This is a genomic window from Collimonas sp. GW821-FHT02H07 (assembly GCF_059421505.1).
The window spans coordinates 99,003-115,909 of the sequence record NZ_JBWKVC010000003.1; the positions used below are offsets into that span (position 1 = coordinate 99,003).

The 16,907-nt window shown below is 59.5% G+C and carries 17 protein-coding genes; 5 read left to right on the top strand and 12 right to left on the bottom strand.

Features of this window, described 5'->3' with window-relative positions:
* Positions 1 to 882 (bottom strand): MurR/RpiR family transcriptional regulator, encoded by an 882-nt coding sequence (locus AC07V8_RS06560; protein ID WP_494679522.1) that lies wholly within the window; start codon positions 880 to 882, stop codon positions 1 to 3.
* 183 nt (positions 883 to 1,065) lie between these two features.
* Here AC07V8_RS06560 and AC07V8_RS06565 point away from each other — a divergent pair, with 183 nt between their 5' ends.
* Both AC07V8_RS06565 and AC07V8_RS06570 read left to right on the top strand, forming a co-directional pair.
* On the top strand, positions 1,066 to 2,370 hold the full coding sequence (locus tag AC07V8_RS06565; protein WP_494679523.1) for an amino acid deaminase: 1,305 nt from the start codon (positions 1,066 to 1,068) through the stop codon (positions 2,368 to 2,370).
* Positions 2,371 to 2,401: 31 nt separating this feature from the next.
* Positions 2,402 to 3,343, top strand: coding sequence for a sugar kinase (locus tag AC07V8_RS06570; RefSeq protein WP_494679524.1), 942 nt, complete (start codon positions 2,402 to 2,404; stop codon positions 3,341 to 3,343).
* Here AC07V8_RS06570 and AC07V8_RS06575 read toward each other — a convergent pair.
* Positions 3,335 to 4,831: an aminotransferase-like domain-containing protein gene (locus AC07V8_RS06575; RefSeq protein WP_494679525.1), complete on the bottom strand. Its 1,497-nt coding sequence runs from the start codon at positions 4,829 to 4,831 to the stop codon at positions 3,335 to 3,337. The two genes, AC07V8_RS06570 and AC07V8_RS06575, sit on opposite strands and share 9 nt — an antisense overlap.
* Before the next feature lie 187 nt (positions 4,832 to 5,018).
* Here AC07V8_RS06575 and AC07V8_RS06580 point away from each other — a divergent pair, with 187 nt between their 5' ends.
* Both AC07V8_RS06580 and AC07V8_RS06585 read left to right on the top strand, forming a co-directional pair.
* Positions 5,019 to 5,345, top strand: a complete 327-nt coding sequence (locus tag AC07V8_RS06580) for a hypothetical protein (RefSeq protein ID WP_494679526.1) — start codon at positions 5,019 to 5,021, stop codon at positions 5,343 to 5,345.
* 92 nt (positions 5,346 to 5,437) lie between these two features.
* Positions 5,438 to 6,127, top strand: a complete 690-nt coding sequence (locus AC07V8_RS06585; protein WP_494679577.1) for a gamma-glutamylcyclotransferase — start codon at positions 5,438 to 5,440, stop codon at positions 6,125 to 6,127.
* 432 nt (positions 6,128 to 6,559) lie between these two features.
* Here AC07V8_RS06585 and AC07V8_RS06590 read toward each other — a convergent pair whose 3' ends face one another.
* The 4 genes from AC07V8_RS06590 to AC07V8_RS06605 all read right to left on the bottom strand — a co-directional run bounded on the left by AC07V8_RS06590 (position 6,560) and on the right by AC07V8_RS06605 (position 10,447).
* Positions 6,560 to 8,110 (bottom strand): 2-isopropylmalate synthase, encoded by a 1,551-nt coding sequence (locus tag AC07V8_RS06590; RefSeq protein ID WP_494679527.1) that lies wholly within the window; start codon positions 8,108 to 8,110, stop codon positions 6,560 to 6,562.
* 132 nt (positions 8,111 to 8,242) lie between these two features.
* The gene (gene lysM / locus AC07V8_RS06595) at positions 8,243 to 8,725 is read right to left on the bottom strand and encodes a peptidoglycan-binding protein LysM (protein WP_494679528.1); all 483 of its coding nucleotides are present in this window, start codon (positions 8,723 to 8,725) and stop codon (positions 8,243 to 8,245) included.
* 113 nt (positions 8,726 to 8,838) lie between these two features.
* Positions 8,839 to 9,711: a CDP-diacylglycerol--serine O-phosphatidyltransferase gene (pssA, locus tag AC07V8_RS06600; RefSeq protein WP_494679529.1), complete on the bottom strand. Its 873-nt coding sequence runs from the start codon at positions 9,709 to 9,711 to the stop codon at positions 8,839 to 8,841.
* A gap of 91 nt (positions 9,712 to 9,802) precedes the next feature.
* Positions 9,803 to 10,447: a phosphatidylserine decarboxylase gene (locus AC07V8_RS06605; protein ID WP_211445283.1), complete on the bottom strand. Its 645-nt coding sequence runs from the start codon at positions 10,445 to 10,447 to the stop codon at positions 9,803 to 9,805.
* A 37-nt stretch (positions 10,448 to 10,484) separates the two neighbouring features.
* Between AC07V8_RS06605 and AC07V8_RS06610 the strand changes: the two genes are divergently transcribed.
* A complete protein-coding gene (locus AC07V8_RS06610) occupies positions 10,485 to 10,754 on the top strand; it encodes a hypothetical protein (RefSeq protein WP_494679530.1) in 270 nt (89 codons plus the stop codon).
* Positions 10,755 to 10,824: 70 nt separating this feature from the next.
* On the opposite strand, the gene AC07V8_RS06615 is transcribed toward AC07V8_RS06610, so the two are convergent.
* From AC07V8_RS06615 to AC07V8_RS06640, 6 genes are all read right to left on the bottom strand, one after another.
* Positions 10,825 to 11,019, bottom strand: coding sequence for a hypothetical protein (locus AC07V8_RS06615; protein WP_494679531.1), 195 nt, complete (start codon positions 11,017 to 11,019; stop codon positions 10,825 to 10,827).
* Positions 11,016 to 11,783, bottom strand: coding sequence for an SIMPL domain-containing protein (locus AC07V8_RS06620; protein WP_494679532.1), 768 nt, complete (start codon positions 11,781 to 11,783; stop codon positions 11,016 to 11,018). The genes AC07V8_RS06615 and AC07V8_RS06620 overlap by 4 nt, the downstream gene beginning before the upstream one ends.
* A gap of 163 nt (positions 11,784 to 11,946) precedes the next feature.
* Positions 11,947 to 12,897 (bottom strand): ion transporter, encoded by a 951-nt coding sequence (locus tag AC07V8_RS06625; RefSeq protein ID WP_494679533.1) that lies wholly within the window; start codon positions 12,895 to 12,897, stop codon positions 11,947 to 11,949.
* A gap of 272 nt (positions 12,898 to 13,169) precedes the next feature.
* Positions 13,170 to 14,186: a ketol-acid reductoisomerase gene (gene ilvC, locus AC07V8_RS06630; RefSeq protein WP_494679534.1), complete on the bottom strand. Its 1,017-nt coding sequence runs from the start codon at positions 14,184 to 14,186 to the stop codon at positions 13,170 to 13,172.
* Positions 14,187 to 14,273: 87 nt separating this feature from the next.
* The gene (gene ilvN / locus AC07V8_RS06635; protein WP_014005248.1) at positions 14,274 to 14,765 is read right to left on the bottom strand and encodes an acetolactate synthase small subunit; all 492 of its coding nucleotides are present in this window, start codon (positions 14,763 to 14,765) and stop codon (positions 14,274 to 14,276) included.
* Between the two features lie 2 nt (positions 14,766 to 14,767).
* Complete coding sequence (locus AC07V8_RS06640) at positions 14,768 to 16,495, bottom strand: acetolactate synthase 3 catalytic subunit (RefSeq protein ID WP_494679535.1); 1,728 nt, start codon at positions 16,493 to 16,495, stop codon at positions 14,768 to 14,770.
* Between the last annotated feature and the right edge of the window lie 412 nt (positions 16,496 to 16,907).

Consider the following 16,907-nt stretch of genomic DNA (forward strand, 5'->3'; position numbering starts at 1 on the left):
TCAATCCCCCAACGGCTCGCGGCTGCTGCCGCCGCGATGCGTATCCAGCGTAAATTTCAGGCGCCGCAGCAACTCCTGGCTGCGATCCTTCTGCAGCAGCGCCAGTTCTGTCATCAGCACATCCAACGCCATCATCATGGCGTAGCGCGATGACGAAGGCTTGAAAATAAAATCGGTTTCCATCGACTTCAGCGGCAGCAGCACATCGGCCAGCGCCGCCAGCGGCGAACCGAGCGCAGTGATCGCCACCACGCGCACGCCGTATTCCTTCGCGACCTTGCAGCTGGCGTTCAGCTCAGCGACGTTGCCGGTGGTGGACAAGGCCAGCACCACATCATTCTTGTCGAGCGTGGCCGCCACCATTTTTTGCAGTATGGCGTCGTGGTAGGTGGCCACCGGGCGCCCCAGTCGCACCAGCCGGTAGCGCGCCTCATCTGACAGCATAGTCGAGCCGCCGCCCATGCCAAAGGCGTAAATCATGCGCGCCTGCAGCAGCGTCTGCGCCGCCTGCAGCAGCATTTCCTGGTTCAGCAGGCTGCGGTTCACTTCCAATACCTTGTGGATATCGGCATACACCATGTCGACGATCTGCGGCAACTGCTGTTCCCCGGCCGTATCCTCCACCCGCAAAAAGCGCTGGCCGATGGCCGCCGCCTGCGCCAGGTTCATCTTCAGCTCGCGCACGTCGCGGCAGCCGATGGCTTTGGCGAAACGGGTGACGCTGGCTTCGCTGACGCCTGCCTGGCTGGCCAGTGTCTGGATGCTGGCGCTGGCGGCAAACGGCAAGTCGCCCAGGATCGCCTGCGCCACTTTTTGCTCGGCCAGCCGCAACTGGCCGCTGCGTTCGGCAATCCGCGAGACAATATCGAAGGAATGGCTCATATATCCTAATCTGATCCGAGGGCGATTCCGCGCAGCCATGGCATTAAAGACAATATGCAGCCAACGTTGGCGCAATCAGCTTATCACCTGGAAAATTTCCATGTTACTTTGTAACATGCTTTTAATATAGTAAATTCAAGGATATGATTACGTCAAACGAATTATGACGAAAGGGATTTGAACATGAATGTTACAAACAATCACACGCTTGCTGCACGCAATGCCGATGACACCCTGATCGATCCTCTGAACAAGGGCCTTGGCGCATTTCAGCAAGCTTTGACTGCCGCCGACGCCAAGGCGCTCAACTGGAATCTGCTGCGGGAAGACCTGAGCCTGCCGGCCGCCGTGCTGTATGAAGAGCGCATGAACCACAATCTGCAGTGGATGCAGCAATTCGTCAGCGAATACGGCGTCAAGCTGGCTCCGCACGGCAAAACCACCATGGCGCCGAAGCTGTTCGCGCGCCAGCTGGCCGGCGGCGCCTGGGGCATCACCCTGGCCACTGCGCACCAGACCCGGGTCGCCTATCAGCACGGCGTGCGGCGCGTGATCATGGCCAACCAGCTGGTCGGCAAGCAGAACATGGCAACTATTGCCGATCTGCTGGACGATACTTCGTTTGATTTCTGCTGCCTGGTCGATTCGGCCGACGGCGCCGATCAGCTGGGCGCCTTCTTCCAGGCGCGCCGGCAAAAGCTGCACGTGCTGCTGGAACTGGGCCCCGACGGCGGCCGCACCGGCATCCGCAATCCGCAACAGCAGGAAGCCGTGCTGGCGGCCTTGGCGCGCTGGCCCGACAGCCTGGTGCTGGCCGGGGTCGAAGTCTATGAAGGCGTGCTGAAAGAAGAAGCCGACATCCGCGCTTTCCTGCAGCACGCTGTCGCCTGTGCCAAACAGCTGGCCGCGGATGGCCGCTTTGCCGCCCGCGCCGCCGTACGCCCGGTGGTCCTGACCGGGGCCGGTTCGGCCTGGTACGACGTGGTCGCCGAGGAATTCGCCACGACCGATATCGGCTTGCCGCTGGACGTAGTGCTGCGCCCCGGCTGCTATCTGACGCACGACGTCGGCATCTATCGCGCGGCGCAGGCGCAGATCCAGACCCGCAATCCTATCGCCCGCAAGATGCGCACCGAATTGCAGCCGGCCTTGCAGCTGTGGGCCTACGTGCAATCGATTCCGGAAGCCGGCAAGGCCATCATCGCACTCGGCAAGCGCGACGCCGCTTTCGATGCCGGCCTGCCTTTGCCTGCCTTGCAATATCGCCCGGGCAATGCGGCGCCGACAGCGACGCCGGCGCACTGGCAGCTGACCGGCATGATGGACCAGCACGCTTATCTGCAGATCAGCGCGGGCGACGACATCAAGGTCGGCGACATGCTCGGCTTCGATATCTCGCATCCCTGCCTGACCTTCGACAAGTGGCGCCAGATCGCCGTGCTCAATCCGCAGCATCAGGTCGTGGATGTGATCCAGACTTTCTTTTAATCCTGATTCCGGCACCGCAATGAGCAAAGCAATGACCTTAGATATCCTGGCCTACGGCGAAGCGATGGTGGAATTCAACCAGCGGGTTCACGATGCCCGCATGTACCTGCAAGGCTTTGGCGGCGACACCTCCAATTTCTGCATCGCCGCAGCCCGCCAGGGCGCGCGCAGCGGTTATATCAGCGCGCTCGGCAACGATCACTTCGGCGACAAGCTGCGCGCACTGTGGCAGGCCGAAGAGGTTGACGCCAGCCACGTGGCCAGCGACGCAAGTGCGGCCACCGGTGTGTATTTTGTCTCGCACGACCGCGATGGCCACCACTTCGATTACCTGCGCGCCGGTTCTGCCGCCAGCCGCTACAGCAGCGCGCAGTTGCCGCTGGCTGCGATCGCCGCGGCCAAGGTGCTGCACCTGTCCGGCATCAGCCTGGCGATCAGCGCATCGGCCTGCGACGCCGGCCTGGCGGCGATGGCGCATGCGCGCAAGCACGGCGTCAAGACGTCGCTGGACACCAACCTGCGGCTGAAACTGTGGCCGCTGGAACGGGCCCGGGAAAAAATGCGCGCGGCTTTTGCGCTGTGCGATATCTGCCTGCCCAGCTGGGACGACATCAGCGTCCTCACCGGCCTCGACGAGCGCGACGCGATTGTCGACGAGCTGCTCTCCTACGGCATCGGCCTGATCGCCTTCAAGCTCGGCGCCGAGGGCTGCTATGTGGCGACAGCCAAGGAGCGCCGCCTGGTGCCGCCGTTCAGCGTCGAAGCGATTGACGCCACCGGCGCCGGCGACTGCTTCGGCGGCGCCTTCATCGCTCGCATCGTGGCCGGCGACGACCCTTTCCGCGCGGCCCGCTACGCTAATGTATGCGCGGCCTTGTCGACCACCGGCTACGGCGCGGTGGCGCCGATTCCGCAGGCGCGGCAGGTTGAGGAAATACTTGGATCGGCGCGCGGCGCAAGCATCTTATTCTGAACCAGGCTGCTGCGCGAGCAGCGCTTCGACGATTTCCCCCAGCCGCCTGATACCCCGCTCGATCTGCGGCGAAAACGGCTGACCGCAGCATAGACGCAGATAGTGATCGAAGCGCTGCGAATTGGAAAACATCAGGCCGGGGGCGATCCGTATCCCTTCCCGCAGCGCTGCTTCAAACACCGCCCGCGACGACAGTAGCCGCGGCAGCTCGACCCACAGCAGGGCGCCGCCATCCGGCGTGTTGATGCGCGTGCCGGCCGGAAAATGCGTGGCGATCGCCTCCGCGGTGCGAGCGCGCTGCACCCGCAGAGCCTCGCGCAGGCGCCGCAGATGGCGCTCATAAGCGCTGGAAGCCATGAATTCCGCGGCGGCCATCTGCGCCCATTCCTCGTTGGCGCGCGTATGCGCAAATTTCAGCATCTCGATGCGCGCCTGCCAGCGGCCGCCGACCATCCATCCCAGCCGCATGCCGGGCGCCAGGACTTTATTGAGCGAAGCGCAGTAGATCACATTGCCGCTGCGATCCCAAGCCTTCAAGGCGCTCGCCGAACTGCACTCCGGCACCAGCTCACTATAGGAATCATCCTCGATCACGGCCATGCCGTGCTGCTCGCACAGCGCCGCCAGGCGCTCTTTGTGTGCATCGGGCATGATGCTGCCGAGCGGATTCTGCAGGTTCGGCACCACCACCACCGCCTTGATATTGTCATAGGTCTGCAGCGCCAGCTGCAATGCTTCCACCGAGATGCCGGTACGCGCGCTGGTCGGGATTTCAAGCGCGCGCATGCCCAGGCTTTCCAGCACCTGCAGCAGGCCGTAGTAAGTGGGCGATTCGACCGCAATGGTGTCGCCCGGCTGCGCCACCGCGCGCAGCGCCAGGTTGATCGCCTCGATGCAGCCGTGGGTGACGATCACATCTTCCGGCGCCAGCTGGATGCCGATGGCCAGGCTGCGCTTGGCGAGGATTTGCCGGAACGCCGGGTTGGCGCTGTGCGACATCATGCTGGTCAACACCTGCGGCCGCCGGCGCAAGGTACGGATCGCCGCATTTTTCAAGGCTTCCACCGCGTACAGCTCGGGGGCGCAGCTGGCGCTGCTCAGGTCCAGCGTGACGCTGCTGGCGCGGCCGCGGGCAATCACTTCCGATACCCGCTCATGGATGCCCGCATACTGGGCCGACATCAGCGCCGGCGCGGTCGCCAGATCGGCCTCCTCCGCCAGCGCCAGCCGTCGCGCCGGCAGCACGAAATAACCGGAACGCGGCCGCGCCTCCAGCCAGCCGCCTTGCTCCAGGTAGCGCAGCGCCTGCAAGGCAGTCGACAGGCTGACCTGGTGCTGCCGCATCAGTTCGCGCACTGAAGGCATGCGGTCGCCCGGCGCCAGCGCAGCGGCCTGGATCGCGGCCAGATAATGTTCGGCAAGCTGACGATAGAGCAATTGCTGGGGTAAGGACCTGGCGGGAGAGTGTGACAAGGGAGGCTTGCTCATGGCGGTGACGGAGTGGACCAGTGTGGTGCATTTGCGGGAAACGGAACAGATACAGAATAAGTCAAAATGGACAGCAACAGATGGTTAAAGCGCTCGCTGTTGCGTTGCATTCTGCCGACTGCTGTGCCTGTTTCAGCGCCGCATGGGCAGTTACGCTTGAGTCATCTTCTTGACTCTGGAAAACGCCATGGACAGCCCTGCCGGCAATATCACTCTCAGCCTGAACCGCGACAGCAGCACCCTGTTCCATGCCAGCCGCGGCACGGCGATCGTCTCCATGCGGGGCAATATCCTGATTGCGGCAGCAGAGGAATGCCTGACCGGCATCACGCTCGCCGGTCGCACCGTCATCGCCGAGGGCGAATGCCACATGCTGCAACGGGGCGGCTGGGTGCGCTTGCAAGCAGGCAGCGCCGAACGCGCCGCCTGCCTGGTGATTGCGCCGGCGGAAACCCGCCTGGCGACGCTCTGGCAACGCTGGCGGCGGCGCACTCCCGCACCTGAACTATGCTGATTTATCAACAAGCAACCACAACTGTTGCGACTGTTGGTTTCGATATGGCAAAGCACTTGTTGCGCAATGCCGATCTGCTTTATTCTGTAGGCATGAGCATCACCCGTGAAGACCTTGAACAGGACCGTCTGCGGACCATCCTGGATAACACCCCGATTGCCTCCGCCCTGTTGTCGGAAGCAGCGCTGGAGGCGTCATGGCGCGCCGCGCTGGCGTCGCTGCCGGATCCCGACGGCGACGTCTGGCTGTTCGGCTACGGTTCGCTGATCTGGAATCCGATGGTGGAACACAGCGAGCGCGTACCCGCCAAGCTGTACGGCTATCACCGCGGTTTCTACCTGTATTCGCGCATCAACCGCGGCACCTGGGACAATCCCGGCCTGGTGCTGGGACTGGACCGCGGCGGATCCTGCCAGGGCGTCGCCTTCCGCATTCCCGCCGTCAGCATAGAAACCGAACTGAAAATGCTATGGCGCCGCGAAATGCTGACCGGCGCCTACCTGCCGCGCTGGCTGCCCATGCAACTGAAAGACAAGCACGGCCCCCGCATCAAGGCCCTGGCCTTCGTCATGAACCGCAACCACAACAGCTACACCGGCCGCCTGCCGGACCTGCAAGTGGTTTCCCACCTGCGCGACGCCTGCGGCCTCTACGGCCCAGCCAAGGAATACCTGCGCAACACCCTCGAAGGCCTGCTCAAGGAAGGCTTCCAGGATCCTTATCTGGCGCGCTTGTGGGCGCAGCTGCAATCGAGCGAGCATCGGCCTGAAGTAAAAAAATAGCGAGTCTGGTGTTGTAGCCGTTGGAGTTGCTTTTGACGTTGCCGTTGCCGTTGCTTTTGACGTGTTCCGCATTGAGACGTTGCCAAATCCGGCGCGTGTCAGCCGGGAATTGTGAGGGGCATGTTTGAGCCGAAGGCGAGTTTTGCCCCTCACCCGGCTGATACGCGCCGGATTTGGGGACCCGACCGCAGGGAGGGCAACGGCTTTGCGGTCGCCTTTTCTTTGCTTACTTTCTTTTGGCGAAGCAAAAGAAAGTAAGTAGCTGCCGGGCTACCCCCGGCAAGCATCCACGGAGTAGCGAACATTTTATTTACGCACTAACCGTTCGTAGCGCGCCACCGCCCTCACTCCGTAGAACGTCAAATGGGTCAGAGTAATTTCCGCAAAAACCGCGAAAAAAAACTGACCCCATTTGACTGCGCAGGTGCGTGATTACAGCTGCGGATTCAGTTTTTCTGACTTGGAATGCAGCTTGTTCAACGCCGACAGATAGGCCTTGGCCGATGCCACCACGATATCCAGGTCCGCGCCAACGCCGTTGACAATCCGTCCTGACTTGGACAAACGCATGGTCACCTCACCCTGCGACTGCGTACCCGTAGTAATCGCATTCACCGAGAACAGCAACAACTCCGCCCCGCTCGCCACCTTGGTCTCGATCGCATTCACAATCGCATCCACCGGCCCGTTGCCCTCGCCCGCACAAGCCGCCTCCTTGCCATCGATCGAAAACACCACCTGCGCACTAGGCTTCTCGCCAGTCTCAGAATGCTGCGACAAGGACACGAAACGATAAAACTCCTGATCATGCGACTGCTGCTCTTCCGACACCAGCCCGATGATATCCTCGTCGAAAATCTCCGACTTGCGATCCGCCAGCTCCTTGAAACGCGCAAACGCCGCATTCACCTCGGTCTCCGACTCCAGCGCAATCCCCAGCTCCTCCAGCCGCTGCTTGAAGGCATTGCGCCCAGACAGCTTGCCCAGCACGATCTTGTTGGCGCTCCAGCCGACATCCTCGGCCCGCATGATTTCATAGGTGTCGCGCGCCTTCAGCACGCCATCCTGATGGATCCCCGAAGCATGCGCGAAGGCATTGGCCCCCACCACCGACTTGTTCGGTTGCACCGCAAAGCCGGTGATCTGCGACACCAGCTTGGAAGCCGGCACGATTTGCGTGGTATCGATGCCGATATCCAGGTTGAAGTAATCGCGGCGCGTCCGCACCGCCATCACGATTTCTTCCAGCGCCGTATTGCCGGCCCGCTCGCCCAGGCCATTGATGGTGCACTCGACCTGGCGCGCGCCGCCGATCATGACGCCCGCCAGCGAATTGGCCACCGCCATGCCCAGGTCGTTATGGCAATGCACCGACCAGATCGCCTTGTCGGAATTCGGAATCCGCTCGCGCAAGGTCTTCAGCATGTGGCCATACAGTTCCGGCACGCCGTAACCGACGGTGTCGGCAAAATTGATGGTGGTGGCGCCCTCGGCAATCACCGCTTCCAGCACGCGGCACAAGAAATCCATGTCGGAACGGCTGCCGTCTTCCGGGCTGAACTCGACGTCATCGGTGAACTTGCGGGCAAAGCGCACCGCGTTCTTGGCTTGCTCGAACACCTGGTCGGGCGTCATGCGCAGCTTCTTTTCCATGTGCAGCGGCGAAGTTGCCAGGAAGGTATGGATCCGCTTGCGTTCCGCCGGCTGTAGAGCCTCTGCTGCGCGTGCAATGTCCCTGTCGTTAGCGCGCGACAAGGAACACACCGTGGAATCCTTGATGATGCCAGCGATCGCCTTGATCGCCTCGAAATCGCCGGGCGACGCAGCGGCAAACCCCGCTTCGATCACGTCCACCTTCATGCGCTCCAGCTGGCGGGCGATGCGGATCTTTTCATCCTTGGTCATCGAGGCGCCGGGCGATTGTTCGCCATCGCGCAAGGTGGTGTCGAAGATGATCAGTTTTTCGGGCGAGTTGGCTGCCATGCTGTGCTCCAGATTGGTCTTGTGAACCTTCCATTTTAAAGGCTTTGGCAACTTGCGGTTTAAATTAACCAGATTGCAGGCGTAAAAAAACCGCCCGGGGCTAAGCGGGCGGCTGCCAGGTGTTGCCGGTGATCAGGCAAGCGGCGGAATGCGCAGCTTCTGGCCTGGGTAAATCTTGTCCGGGCTGCTCAGCATCGGCTTGTTGGCTTCGAAAATTACCTGGTACTTGTTTGGATCACCATTATAGTAACGAGCGGAAATCTTCGACAGGTTGTCGCCGCTGACCACGTCATACCATTGCGATTCGTCGGCAGCTTCTGCGACGGTCAGGTTGTCATTGACGTCCTTGACATCCTTGACGTTGCCGCAGCACAAAATGATTTTCTCGCGGGTTGCCTGGTCCGGCGCTTCGCCGCTGGCGGTGACGCTGGAAGAAGCGGCATCGAAGGCGATCGTCAGATTGCTGGTATCAATCCCTTGGGTGCCGACGTAGGTCTTGATTGCGTCAGCTGCGGCATTCTGCAGTTCTTCGACATTCGGCGCTGCCGCCACTTCTTCTGGCTTGTGTCCCAGCAGCTTTTCACCCGCATCTTTGATAAAAGAAAGTAATCCCATTTTTTTCTCCAGTAATAGTTGAAAAAGGATGATGCCACTAGCCTCGCTACCGTGCCGCTTGCAACACAAGGTTTAACAACATTTAACCTTACCAATATTTCACAGGCATTACCTTAGTCCTTATCGTCGTGCTCTAGTTCCGTCTGCACGATGCTGACCGGCTTGCCCTTGAACCAGCGCCAGAAATACACGCCAAAGCCCGACAAGGCATACAGCACGAACAGGCCGAACAATACTTTTGACGGATCGCTGAAAATCGCCACCAGCCCCAGCACCACCAGGAACGCCGCAATGAAGGGCATCGGCTTGCGCAGGTTGATGTCCTTGAAGCTGTAGAAAGGCACGTTGCTGACCATGGTCAGGCCGGCGTACAAGGTGATTGCCCAGGCCGCCCAGCTCAGCGACGTGCCCTGGAAGCCGAGGTCGTCCATCAGCCACACAAAACCGGCCACCAATGCCGCTGCCGCAGGACTGGGCAAGCCCTGGAAATAACGTTTATCCACCACCGCGATATTGGTGTTGAAGCGCGCCAGGCGCAAGGCGCCGCCGGCGCAATAGACGAAAGCCGCCAGCCAGCCCAGCTTGCCCATGCCGCGCAAGGACCATTCGTAGACCACCAGCGCCGGTGCGGCGCCGAACGACACCATGTCGGACAGGCTGTCGTACTGGGCGCCGAATTCACTCTGGGTATTGGTCAGACGCGCCACCCGGCCGTCGAGGCTGTCCAGCACCATCGCCACGAAGATCGCGATGGAAGCCTGGTCGAAGCGCAGGTTCATGGCCATCACGATGGCATAGAAACCGCAAAACAAGGCCGCCGTGGTGAACGCATTCGGCAGCAGGTAGATGCCGCGCCGGCGCCGCGCCGGCGGGCTGATATCGTCTTCGTCCAGATATTCGCTGCGCTCGGGATTCTTGTACGGGCGCAACGCTTTGGGGAACTGTGCGACGTTACTCTTCGCTTTACGGCGCTTGAATGTGGCCATGTAAGTTCCGTTTCAATCAACTCAATACAAACAACATACAAACAACAACTATGCAAACAATCCTGCAAGCTGCGCCTTGAAGGGGCAGCGTTTAAAACTCGGCCAGGATGGTCTCTGTAGCGGAAACCTTGTCGCCGACGGCAACCTTGGGGGTGGCTGTCAAAGGCAGATAGACATCGACGCGCGAACCGAAACGGATAAAACCGTAGCGCTGGCCGCGCGCCAGGACATCGGCGACCTTGACGTAGCACAGGATACGGCGCGCAATCAGGCCGGCGACCTGGACGCAAGTCACGGTCTGGCCGTTGGCGGCAGTGATCACCAGGGCGTTGCGCTCGTTTTCAACCGATGCCTTGTCCAGGTCGGCATTGACGAACTTGCCCGGGAAATACTCTGCTTTTTCAATCTTGCCGTCGACCGGCGCGCGATTCGAATGAACATTGAAGACATTCATGAAGACGCTGATCTTCAGGGCTTCACGATTGGCGTAAGGATCCATGGTCTTTTCAACCACGACGATGCGGCCGTCGGCAGGCGACAGCACCGCCGCCGGATTTTGCGGGATCACACGGCCCGGATCACGGAAGAATTGCAATACGAACAAGGCAATAATCCAGAACGGCAGCGACCATGCCAGGGAAAAAAACGTGATCAGCAGCGCGACCGCAAAGGCGATGCCCAAAAACGGCCAACCCTCGCGGGCAATAATAGGATGGGGGTAATTATTCAACTGCACTCCGGATTATTTTGGTAAATGATGGAAATTGGAAAGCGTGGCTATTCTAGTCGAGCAGGGATTAAATGTAACCTGCCGCATAACGATTACTGCAGGCCGGAAATCAGCCATGCCAGCCGCCGTGCCGCCCAATGTAGTACTGGATAAGGAAGCCAAATCAACGCTGCAGGCCGTCAGCATGATACTAGATGATCTTCGGCATTGTATAAAAAGACCAAGCTTCTCGCTCGATTTTATTGACGTGAGTAAATATAGTCAGAGAGACATTGATCATACCGCAACAAATCGACAGATCGCTGCGAAATGAAAGGCCGGGCTAGCGTAGCTTGACCCGGCCTCTAACAGACATAGGCAGATAGTCGCCCAGCCCTTCTTGCCTATTTCTCCTGCTCTGCTTCCTCCGCGCTGTGCTTGACTTGCTCATCCTGCAACTGCTTCTCCACCCCTTTGGCCTTTTCCAGCGCATCGGTCTGGGTCTTGAAAATCTGCGGCGGCGGCGCCGAAGGCTTGCAGCCGGCCAGCGCCAATGCGGCGGCGGCCAGGCTCAGGCCAATGACAGCGGAGCGCATCATTTGAAACGGACCTTGCCGACCACGCGCATATTCAGGGTGGTTTCGCCCGGCTCAAAACTGGGCTCTTCCACCGGCGCCGCATCATTCATAGAGGCTGCGCGCATCATCATGGCCTTCGGTGCGGCCGAAGATTCCTGGGCATAGTTGCCGGAACCCTCGAAATCCACGGTGTCCAGCACGGCGTCCGCAGGATTGCGGCCCATTGCATGGGCGATCGAGGCGATCCGCTCAGTCAGGTTCTTGTAGGTGGCAGCGATGCGCTGGTCATCCAGCTTCTTGCTGGTGGCATCGCTCAAGCCGAAATACAAGCCGTTCAGGCCCATCACGCTTTGCGCCGCCGCCACGGTTTTCGGCAGGTTGTTGAGGTTGGTGGTGGTGGCGTCGAGGTACTGGCCGACACGCCAACCGGTCGGCTGGCGCGGCTTGTTGGCGTTGCCGCGCGGTTGCGGCTGCTCTTCCGGATAGACCGGATAGGTGTAGTAGCCGCGCGTCTGCAGGATCGCTTGCGGATCCTGGCGTTTGAGGATATCGGTGCCCTGCTTCATCTTGACGTTGACGCGCGACGCCGCGGCAGCCTTGTCCTTGTCCTGCTCTTCAACGTTAAAGGTGATCCTGACCTGGTCATTGGCGTGCTTGACTTCGCCGTAGGCCGGCACGATCACCAGGGTGCCGCTGGACAGCGTCGGCGCAGGCGCCTGAGCGTGTGCGGCAAAACCGGTGGCAGCCAGCAGGGACGACAACATCAATTTGCGTGATCGCGACATATTTTTCTCCAAGAAAAAAAGGAGCGCTACAGACAGTGCGCTCCAAGGATTATTAATTACAGACCACCCTTCGATTATATTCTGTCAATTTGGTTCGCTCACAATGTTGCCTGTTGTTAGATTCAAACGCAAGGTCACAAAAACGGCGAGCGGCAAGGTGAGCTTATTTTTGAGGCGGATCGCGGTGCGCATTGAGCCCCATGCGCGCCTTGAAATCCGCCAGGTTGGCGGACGGGTCGGCGCCGGCCGCGGCCGCGTCATACTGATAGGGCTCCAGCTTTTCACCGCAGTGCTTGCAGAACAGCGAATCGGCTTCGTGCCCCTCGGTCAGACAGTGGCTGCAGGTGCGCGTGGTCGGCGTCCCCTTCATCATGGTCATCGCCAGCTCGACGCCGACAATGCCGGTCGGCAGCGCGATGATGCCGTAGCCCAGCAGCATGGCGCAGGAAGTGATCAGCTGGCCCATCGGCGTCTTCGGATGGATATCGCCGTAGCCGGTGGTGGTCAGCGTCACGATCGACCAGTACATGCCGACCGGGATGCTGGTGAAGCCGTTTTCCGGCCCTTCGATCACATACATGATGGTGCCCAGGATCACGCTCATGATCAGCACCACGCCGAGAAACACCAGGATCTTGTGGCGGCTGTTGCGCAGCGCCTGCCACAGCACCTGCGACTCGTCGAAGTAGCGCGGCAGCTTCATCACGCGGAACACGCGCAGCATGCGCAGCAGACGGACGTCGATCAGGAAATGGAATTCCGGCAGCAGGATCGCCAGGTAGGTCGGCAGGATGGACAGCAGGTCGATGATGCCGAACAGGCTCAGGGCGTAACGCAAGGGCCGCTTGACGCACAGCAGGCGCACCACGTATTCGATGGTGAACAAGGCCGTGAAGGTCCACTCGAGAACATTCAGGACCGCATATTCGCGCGCACGCACGGCGCCGACGCTGTCGATGATGACCGTCGCCACGCTGAGGACGATAATGATCAGCAAGGCTGTGTCGAAACGCCGCCCTGCTTCGGTATCGGCTTCGAAAATGATCGTGTACAGGCGCTCGCGCCAGCCGCGGTCGGGCTTGCCGAATTTATTGCTTATAGCGTTTGTTGCCATATTTCCTAGATGCGTCGGGTGATTGGCGATGGCACAATCTAAACAATGTATGGATGCAGGTCAAGAAAGCAAAAAAGGACAGCAATGCCGTCCTTTTTTGCTTTCGATCAGAGAAAGGCTATTAGTTCTTCGACTGATCAACCATCTTGTTCTTTTTGATCCAAGGCAGGCTGGACGGGGTTTCGCAAAGCACTGCTTTGCGCCGTCCGGCCCAGCAAGCGCATGCAGGCGCTTGCTGCATGATGCCTGACCTCAAAACAACCAAGCCCTGATTAGTTCTTCGACTGGTCGACCATCTTGTTCTTTTTGATCCAGGGCATCATGCCGCGCAGCTGCTCACCAACTTGCTCGATCTGATGCTCGGCAGTGATACGACGACGGGAAATCAGGGTCGGTGCGCCAGCCTTGTTTTCCAGGATGAAGCTCTTCGCGTATTCGCCGGTCTGGATGTCTTTCAGGCACTGACGCATCGCGTCCTTGGTCGCTTCTGTAACGATGCGCGGGCCGGTGACATATTCGCCGTATTCAGCGTTGTTGGAGATCGAGTAGTTCATGTTGGCGATGCCGCCTTCATAGATCAGGTCGACGATCAGCTTCAGTTCGTGCAAGCACTCGAAGTAAGCCATTTCCGGAGCATAGCCGGCTTCCACCAGGGTTTCGAAACCAGCTTTGATCAGTTCAACCGCGCCGCCGCACAGAACTGCTTGCTCGCCGAACAGGTCGGTTTCGGTTTCTTCGCGGAAGTTGGTTTCGATGATGCCGGCACGGCCGCCGCCGTTAGCGGTTGCGTACGACAGGGCAATCTCACGGGCGCTGCCGGATTTGTCCTGGTAAACCGCGATCAGGTGCGGCACGCCGCCGCCCTGGGTGTAGGTCGCGCGGACAGTGTGGCCTGGCGCCTTAGGTGCGATCATGATTACGTCGAGATCGGCGCGCGGCACGACTTGGCCGTAGTGGACGTTGAAACCGTGGGCAAACGCCAGCGTGGCGCCTTGCTTGGCGAACGGCGCAACGTTTTCTGCGTAAACCTGGGCGATGTTTTCGTCCGGCAGCAGGATCATGATGACGTCGGCAGCTTTGACGGCATCGTTGACTTCGGCCACGTTCAGGCCGGCGTTCTTTGCCTTGTCCCACGAAGCGCCGCCCTTGCGCAGGCCGACGGTGACTTTCACGCCCGAGTCATTCAGGTTTTGTGCATGGGCGTGGCCCTGCGAACCGTAACCGATGATGGCAACGTTCTTGCCTTTGATCAGGGAGAGGTCGCTGTCTTTGTCGTAGAAAACTTTCATTTTTAATCCTATATATGTAATTTGATGTTTGATGTTTGATGTGAATTGCGCTGAGCGTCTCAGCGCGCTGTCTTATTTACTGTTTGCTTAAACTTTGAGAATGCGCTCGCCGCGACCGATGCCGGAGCCGCCGGTACGGACGGTTTCCAGGATCGCCGCACGGTCGATCGAATCGATGAACGCATCCAGCTTGCCCTTGTTGCCTGTCAGTTCCAGGGTATAGGACTTGTCGGTGACGTCGATGATGCGGCCGCGGAAAATATCCGCGGTGCGCTTCATCTCTTCGCGTTCCTTGCCGACCGCGCGCACCTTGATCAGCATCAGCTCGCGTTCGATATGCGCGCCTTCGGTCAGGTCGACCACTTTGACGACTTCAATCAGACGGTTCAGGTGCTTGGTGATCTGTTCGATCACGTCATCCGAACCGCTTGTCACGATGGTCATGCGTGACAAGGTCGCATCTTCGGTCGGTGCGACCGTCAATGTCTCGATGTTGTAGCCGCGGGCCGAAAACAGACCAACCACGCGCGACAGCGCGCCGGCTTCATTTTCCAGCAGTACAGAAACGATATGGCGCATGATTACAGATCCTCCGAACCGAGCAGCATTTCAGTCAAGCCCTTGCCCGCCTTGACCATCGGCCAGACGTTTTCGGTTTGATCCGTGATGAAATTCATGAATACCAGCCTGTCTTTCATGCCAAATGCTTCCTTCAGCGCGCCGTCGACGTCAGCCGGATTCTCGATCTTCATGCCGACGTGGCCGAACGATTCGGCCAGCTTGGTGAAGTCCGGCAGCGAATCCATATAGGACTCGGAATAACGCGAACCGTAGTCGATCTGCTGCCATTGCCGGACCATGCCGAGGAAGCGGTTGTTGAGCAGGATGATCTTCGGCGTCAAATGATATTGCTTGCAGGTGGCGAGTTCCTGGATGCACATCTGGATCGAGGCTTCGCCGGTGATGCAGGCCACCGTCGCACCCGGGTTGGCCATCTGCACGCCCATCGCGTACGGCAGGCCGACGCCCATGGTGCCGAGACCGCCGGAATTGATCCAGCGGCGCGGCTTGTCGAAGCCGTAGTACTGCGCCGCCCACATCTGGTGCTGGCCGACATCGGAGGTGATGAACGCATCGCCGTCGGTGATCTGCCAGACCTTCTGCACCACGGACTGCGGCTTGATGACTTCTTTCGAATCGGTAAACTTCAGGCAATCGCGGCCGCGCCATTCCTCGATCTGCTTCCACCAGCTGGACAGGGCCGGCGTATTTTGCCTGGTCTCCGAAGCGTCCAGCTGCGCCAGCAGTTCCTGCAGCACATCCTTGACGTTGCCGACGATAGGGATATCCACCTTGACGCGCTTGGAGATCGACGATGGGTCGATGTCGATATGGATGATCTTGCGCGAGACCGAAGAGAAATTCTTCGGATTGCCGATCACGCGGTCGTCGAAACGGGCGCCGATGGCGATCAGCACGTCACTGTTCTGCATCGCCATATTGGCTTCGTAGGTGCCGTGCATGCCCGGCATGCCGACGAACTTGTCGCTCGACGACTTGTAGCCGCCCAAGCCCATCAGTGTCGTGGTGCACGGATAGCCGAGGCGGTCGACCAGCTTGTTCAGCTCCGGCGAGGCGTTCGCCAGGATCACGCCGCCGCCGGCGTAGATCATCGGCCGTTCCGCCGTCAGCAGCAGCTGCACCGCCTTGCGGATCTGGCCCGAATGGCCCTTGTCCACCGGCTTGTACGAACGCATCTCGATTTCCTTCGGATACTCGAAGACGTGCCGGTGCATGGTGATGTCTTTTGGGATATCCACCAGCACGGGACCGGGACGGCCGGTGCTGGCGATAAAGAAAGCCTTCTTGATAGTGGCCGCCAAATCCTTGACGTCCTTGACCAGGAAGTTGTGCTTGACGCACGGGCGTGTAATGCCGACTGTGTCGCATTCCTGGAACGCATCTTCGCCGATCGCGTAGGACGGCACCTGACCCGAAATCACCACCATCGGGATCGAGTCCATATAGGCCGTGGCCAGGCCGGTCACCGCATTGGTGACGCCGGGGCCGGACGTGACGATGGCCACGCCAACCTTGTTCGAACTACGGGAATAGGCATCGGCTGCGTGAATCGCAGCTTGCTCATGACGTACCAGGATATGCTGGAATTTTTCTTGCTGGAAAATGGCGTCGTAGATATACAGCACAGCGCCACCGGGATAACCGAACACGTGTTCGACTCCCTCTTCCGCCAGGCAGCGCACGAGAATTTCCGCGCCGGTGACAGGCAAGTTTGTGTCTTTGCTCATTTACTAGATCCTTTCAAGGTCCATTGGAAATTGATCGGATGCTCTTTCCTGACGAAATGGCGAAGCGTATCAGTGCTACGGCGTCCCTTTTTTGTGCGATCACGTCATTCCGTTGCGTAGCCGTAGATACGATTCAAAATGGCGCTAAACGCTACTCGTTCGGCCGAAATTCCTGCTTACGTTGTCGCCTGATTCTCGCGCTTGTGGCACGGGTTAGAGCAAACAGCTTACAAATATGCAGCATGCCTGTTCGTTGAACAACATCTTGGGTCGTCAGCGAAAGGCTTTAGTCACACCCCAGGATGCTGAGGCGGATAGCTACCATAATGCGTAGTTTCATTTCGGTCAAGCCCAATTACATCAAATCCGTTTTAAATCATGTCTTTTGCTGTAGTTTTGCCCACAACACCCG